This window comes from Candidatus Desulfofervidus auxilii (assembly GCF_001577525.1).
GTDB classification, from domain to species: Bacteria; Desulfobacterota; Desulfofervidia; order Desulfofervidales; family Desulfofervidaceae; genus Desulfofervidus; species Desulfofervidus auxilii.
On record NZ_CP013015.1, the window covers coordinates 1,105,054 to 1,110,903 of the forward strand.

Consider the following 5,850-nt stretch of genomic DNA (forward strand, 5'->3'; position numbering starts at 1 on the left):
AAAAAACAGGCCTCTTTAATGTTAGAAAGTCTTCGCAACACAAAATACGTCGAAGAACTGGCAGATATATACAAAACGATTATATCATCTCATTCTCGGCGTATTTTAGAACTAAAAGAGGAGATTGAGATGTTGGATAAGAAGCTGGAAAAGCTAGGAGAAAAGAGTTCTGAGGTTAAGCGTTTAAAAAGTATCTCAGGAGTAGGAACAAAGCTTTCAAGCAGATTGGTCGGAGAAATTGGAGATATCAANAGATTTAAAAACGAGAGGCAACTTGCGATCTATTGTGGTGTAGCCTGTATAGATGATGAGTCTGGTAAACACAAAAGGACAAGAGTTGTATATAAGGCTAATAAGATATGTAAAGCAACTATGATTGAAATTGCGGGCTGCACAATTCGGTATGTTTCAGAATCCGCTACTTACTATGCTAAAAAACGGACTGAAGGGAAAGAGCATAACCATGCCTTGCGCTGCCTTGCTAGACAATTGATAAAAGTTATTTTTAAGATGTTAAAAGAAGATCGAGACTATATCTTAAAGGAGGAAATGGAGAAGGCTGCTTAAAAAATATTTCCATTTTTTACTTGACTTTTTAAATGGAAAGTTCTAACCTACAAAATACAGTTAAGAAAATAGAAAACGGAAATTCCCATTTCCCAATTCTAACATGTAAACGTGTCAATGTGTAAACGTGTTAACGCGCATAAAGAAGGAAAAGAAGGAAAGGGAAACGGGAAACAGAAAATAGGAAACAGAAAATAGAAAATAGAAATTCCCAATTCCCATTTCCTAATTCCCAATTCCAACGTGCTAACGTTCCAATTTAAGAGAAGGCGATTTTGCATTTTTCAATTTGCATTCTGCATTGAGCCATCCTGCCTGTCGGCAGACAGGTGCGCTTAACATTTGGATCTCCGTTAAAATTACTTTGACATAGCCCTGTTTGGGAAGGTGGTTTTATTGACAGGAAAATGGCTCTATGCCATACTTATATCTACCTTTTATGGCGGAAGCGCATGGGAATCGAACCCACCACCGACACCTTTCCGTGCCGGTCACTGGATTTGAAGTCCAGGGGCCCCACCAGGAGCCGTCCGCTTCCAAAAAAGATGATATTATGACTTAGTAAGATTGTCAATCATGAGAATATTTTTAGCTAAAAAGGCAGGTTTTTGCATGGGGGTGAAAAGGGCGGTAGATTTAGTGTTTAAAACAGCCAGGCAGCACAAAAATCATCCTGTATTTACTTTAGGACCCATTATTCATAATCCCCAAGTGTTACATTTATTAGAAAAACAGGGAGTAAGAACCATTGATGCCCCAGAGCAAGTTCCACCAGGAAGTATAGTGATAATTCGCGCTCATGGTGTGCCTCTAGGAGTGAAAAACAAACTCTCTCAGCAAAAAGTGGTTATTATAGATGCAACCTGTCCTCGAGTGCTCAAGGTGCAGCAACTCATTAAGCAATATTGCCAAAGGGGTTATCAACCTATTATTGTTGGTGAGAGAGAACATCCTGAAGTAAAAGGCCTTTGTAGTTATGCCCAGAATAAAGCATGGACAATAGGGAGTGAAGAAGATATAAAAAAATTACCTCAGGCCCAAAAAGTATTAGTGGTAGCTCAGACAACTCAAAATGAGAGGTTATTTAAAAGGCTGGCTGAGCTTATAAAAAAACGTTATCCTGAAGTAAAAGTCTTTAATACGGTATGTAATTCTACGCATGATCGTCAAGAAGAAGTAAGGGATATGGCTAAAAAGGTAGAAGCGGTTGTAGTGGTGGGTGGGAAAATGAGTGGTAATACCAGAAGATTGGCCCAGATAGGGAATGAGGCAGGATTAAACACCTATCATATTGAAACAGAAGATGAACTTAATCCAGAGGAAATAACAAAGTTTAAAACTATAGGTGTCACAGCAGGTGCTTCCACTCCTTACTGGTTAATCAGACGTGTTATTTTTCGGTTAGAAGATATTTTATCCCGAAATATTCCTTTATGGTGGCGTATTCCTTATAAGTTAACCAAGTTGTTTTTATTGACTAATTTTTGGGCTGCCTTGGGTGGTGCATCTTTAGCCATTATAGGAAGTAGATTGAACGGTTTAAACCCCAGCAGGGCAGGATTAATAGCCTTTACTTATCTATGGGCTATGCATGTCTTAAACCATTTAACCAGTTTAGAAATGACCCGTCTCACCGACCCGGCTAGAGTAAGATTTTATGAAAAAAATCGGCTTTTGTTTTCTACTCTAGGTGTAATCTGCATTTTGATTTCCCTAAAACTTAGTAAACCCTGGCCACTAGCTTTTTTTACTATGATTTTTCTTATAACTAGTGGATTAATCTATAATATAGAAATCCCCATTTTAAAATGTAAGCTTAAGGATTTACCTGCCTCAAAAACCATCTTTGTCCCTTTAGCCTGGGGTTTTGTTTCAGGCATATTTCCTTTATTTTTAAAGACCCCTATCACTTTGTCTTTTTGGCCCTTTTTAGTATTTGTTTATCTTTCTGCCTTAGCCTTTATCCGCACTTGTTGTTTTGACCTGTTAGACATTCAAGGTGACCAAATGGTAGGGCGAGAAACATTACCTATTATTTTGGGCGAAAAAAACAGCTTTAAATTGCTTTATATAATGACTGCTGCCTTGATAATTTTTACAATCTTATTGGCATTCACAGGGTATTTTCCTAAATATACCCTTTTTTATAGTGTAATTTTAAGTTTTTTTGGGTTATATTTATATCAAATAGAGAAAAAATACCTTCGTCCTGGTGTTTTGCCAGATGCACTTATAGATGGTCAATTTATGCTTATGGCTTTAGGAAGTTTTTATGGATAAGGTAATTCCCTTTCCTAAACAGAAAAAAGAAAAAGAGGAGAAAGAATGGGTAATGGTTGTAAATACCCCAATAGAATATGAGGCTCATTTAATATGTGGGCTTTTAGAGAGTCGTCATATTCCTTATCGTCTTCAATGTCTAAAACATATCCCTCATCCGGTAAATTTAGGACAGTTGGGTGGTTATACTATCTTGGTGCCTTCAGATTGGTCTAAAATAGCCAAGAATTTAATAGAGCATGCCCAAGGTTAGCATTATAATCCCTACTTATAACCGAGCTCAATTCTTAAAAGAAGCAATAGAATCAGTATTTAACCAGACTTATCAAAATTATGAACTAATTGTAGTAGATGATGGTTCAGAAGATAATACAAAACAGATTATAGCTCGGTATAAAGATAGATTAACCTATACTGATATTCCCCACCAGGGGGTAAGTAAAGCACGTAATACAGGTGTTAATTTAGCTAAAGGAGAATTTATTTGCTTTTTAGACTCAGATGACTTATGGTTACCTAAAAAATTAGAATTCCAGATGGCCTTTTTTGATTCTCACCCTGATGCCTTAATTTGTCAGACAGAAGAAATATGGGTCAGAAATGGAATAAGGGTCAATCCTAAAAAACACTGTCTTAAACCTTCAGGTATGATGTTTGCCCAAAGTCTAAGGAGATGTCTAATTAGCCCTTCAGCAGTAATGATGCACAGAAGGTTATTTGACCTAGTAGGATTATTTGATGAATCTTTTTTGGCATGTGAAGATTATGATTTATGGCTTAGAGTGACCGCAAGGTATCCTGTTTATCTTTTATCACTGCCTTTGGTAATAAAAAGGGGTGGGCATAGTGACCAGCTTTCTCGAAAGGTAGAGGCCTTAGATAAGTGGCGGATCAAGGCCATTGAGAAAATGTTAGTTAGTGGTGCACTTACTCCAAAGCAGTATGCTTTAGCCATAAAGGAGTTGCGTTATAAGTGTGAAATTTATGCTAAAGGTTGTTTAAAACGGGGTAAAATAAAAGAAGGTCTTTATTACCTGAACCTTCCTAATAATTACGCCAGGGAATGACATGGAAACTAGCGAAAAGGTAGCCTTGTTTTCTATTCTGGTTAATGTGTTTTTAGTAATTTTTAAATATGTATTAGCTAAGATTTCAGGAAGTCTAGCCTTAGTAGCTGATGCTGTTCATTCTCTTTCTGATGTAATTTCTTCTGGGGCTATTCTTATAGGCATAAAAATTTCTAAACGGCGGTCATCTTCTTTTCCCTATGGGTTATACAAAGTTGAAAATCTCATTTCTTTGGTGGTGGCCTTCTTAATCCTTGGCGCTGGTTTTGAAATTGTGAAACAGACTTTTAGTAAAGGAGGGGTAACATATCTTCGCCAAATACCTATAGCTATAATTGGGGTGTGCGTAACTATAATTATTACCTATTTATTTTCTAGATATGAATACAAAAAAGGAAAACAAATAGGCTCTCCCAGTATTATAGCCGATGCCCAACATATTAAGACAGACATGTTATCCTCTTTGGCTATTTTAATTGGACTGTTCACAGAAAGCCTAGGGATTGGTTTGGATAAATTTGTGGCTTTAATTATAGTGCTCTTTATTGGCAAAGTGGCTTTAGAAATCTTGATAGATAGTATTAAAGTGCTTTTAGAAGCATCTGTGGATTTTGCTACTTTAGATAAAGTAAAAAGTATTGCTTTATCCGAGCCCCGGGTGGCTGAGGTAAAAAATATTTTAGGAAGGAGTTCAGGAAAGTATAAGTTTATTGAATTAGTAATAGCACTTAAAGTTCACGACTTAAAAACAGCCCATTCAATTAGTGAGCAAATTGAACAAAAAATCAAACAGCAAATTCCCCATGTAGACCATATCTTAATCCACTATGAGCCTATATCTAAAGATGTCTTGATTTACACTGTTCCTATAGACGAAAACCAGATTGATATTTCAGACCATTTTGGAGATGTGCCATACTTTTATTTTATTACCTTAAGGAAAAAAGATAATCGTATATTAGAAGAAAAAATTATTTCTAACCCCTATGCTCAAGAAAAGAAAGGAAGAGGTATAAAAGTAAGTGAATGGTTGATTAAAAACGGCGTGGATGTAGTAATAACTAGACAAAGATTAGAAGGTCGGGGGCCATTTTATGTCCTTTCTGATGCAGATATTGAGATTATCCCTACTCAATATAAGACTATTAAAGAAATTAAACAGGCCTTGGCAAAAGGAAGTTTAGAGGCTGAATAGCTTTTATTAACATCCCGAGTTTATAATTTTATGCCTGGAAATAGATGATTACTTGCAATTTTGGCACAAGACGCCGAAAGATTTGAGGATAAATATGGAAGGGCGGGATGTTAAATGTATATTGTAGGTTTGAACTTTCCATTTAAAAAGTCAAGTAAAAAATGGAAATATTTTTTAAGCAGCCTTCTCCATTTCCTCCTTTAAGATATAGTCTCGATCTTCTTTTAACATCTTAAAAAGAACTTTTATCAATTGTCTAGCAAGGCAGCGCAAGGCATGGTTATGCTCTTTCCCTTCAGTCCGTTTTTTAGCATAGTAAGTAGCGGATTCTGAAACATACCGAATTGTGCAGCCCGCAATTTCAATCATAGTTGCTTTACATATCTTATTAGCCTTATATACAACTCTTGTCCTTTTGTGTTTACCAGACTCATCATCTATACAGGCTACACCACAATAGATCGCAAGTTGCCTCTCGTTTTTAAATCTATTGATATCTCCAATTTCTCCGACCAATCTGCTTGAAAGCTTTGTTCCTACTCCTGAGATACTTTTTAAACGCTTNACCTCAGAACTCTTTTCTCCTAGCTTTTCCAGCTTCTTATCCAACATCTCAATCTCCTCTTTTAGTTCTAAAATACGCCGAGAATGAGATGATATAATCGTTTTGTATATATCTGCCAGTTCTTCGACGTATTTTGTGTTGCGAAGACTTTCTAACATTAAAGAGGCCTGTTTTTT

5 protein-coding genes, 1 tRNA gene and 3 pseudogenes are annotated in these 5,850 nt (G+C 36.3%); 6 read left to right on the forward strand and 3 right to left on the reverse strand.

The annotated features are described in order from the left end of the window. Positions 1-18 precede the first annotated feature (18 nt). Positions 19-251 (forward strand): annotated as a pseudogene (locus HS1_RS13980) (hypothetical protein); the annotation flags it as partial. 1 nt (position 252) lies between these two features. Then, positions 253-567: pseudogene (locus tag HS1_RS13985) on the forward strand (transposase); the annotation flags it as partial. A gap of 440 nt (positions 568-1,007) precedes the next feature. Here the strand turns inward: HS1_RS13985 and HS1_RS05685 are convergent. Then, positions 1,008-1,105, reverse strand: a tRNA-Sec gene (locus HS1_RS05685). Between the two features lie 38 nt (positions 1,106-1,143). On the opposite strand from HS1_RS05685, the gene ispH reads away from it, so the two are divergent. The 4 genes from ispH to HS1_RS05705 are packed head-to-tail and all read left to right on the forward strand — an operon-like array spanning position 1,144 to position 5,109. Beyond that, a complete protein-coding gene (ispH, locus tag HS1_RS05690; RefSeq protein WP_066062157.1) occupies positions 1,144-2,847 on the forward strand; it encodes a 4-hydroxy-3-methylbut-2-enyl diphosphate reductase in 1,704 nt (567 codons plus the stop codon). Further along, complete coding sequence (locus tag HS1_RS05695; protein WP_066062159.1) at positions 2,840-3,100, forward strand: hypothetical protein; 261 nt, start codon at positions 2,840-2,842, stop codon at positions 3,098-3,100. The genes ispH and HS1_RS05695 overlap by 8 nt, the downstream gene beginning before the upstream one ends. Continuing rightward, positions 3,087-3,914, forward strand: a complete 828-nt coding sequence (locus HS1_RS05700) for a glycosyltransferase (RefSeq protein WP_066062161.1) — start codon at positions 3,087-3,089, stop codon at positions 3,912-3,914. Before HS1_RS05695 ends, HS1_RS05700 begins: the two co-directional genes overlap by 14 nt. A 1-nt stretch (position 3,915) precedes the next feature. Further along, positions 3,916-5,109: a cation diffusion facilitator family transporter gene (locus HS1_RS05705; RefSeq protein ID WP_082757657.1), complete on the forward strand. Its 1,194-nt coding sequence runs from the start codon at positions 3,916-3,918 to the stop codon at positions 5,107-5,109. Positions 5,110-5,283: 174 nt separating this feature from the next. Here HS1_RS05705 and HS1_RS13385 read toward each other — a convergent pair. Then, on the reverse strand, positions 5,284-5,673 hold a 390-nt coding region (locus HS1_RS13385), incomplete at its 5' end, for a transposase (protein WP_245670033.1). Position 5,674: 1 nt separating this feature from the next. Next, positions 5,675-5,832, reverse strand: a pseudogene (locus HS1_RS13990) (hypothetical protein); the annotation flags it as partial. Between the last annotated feature and the right edge of the window lie 18 nt (positions 5,833-5,850).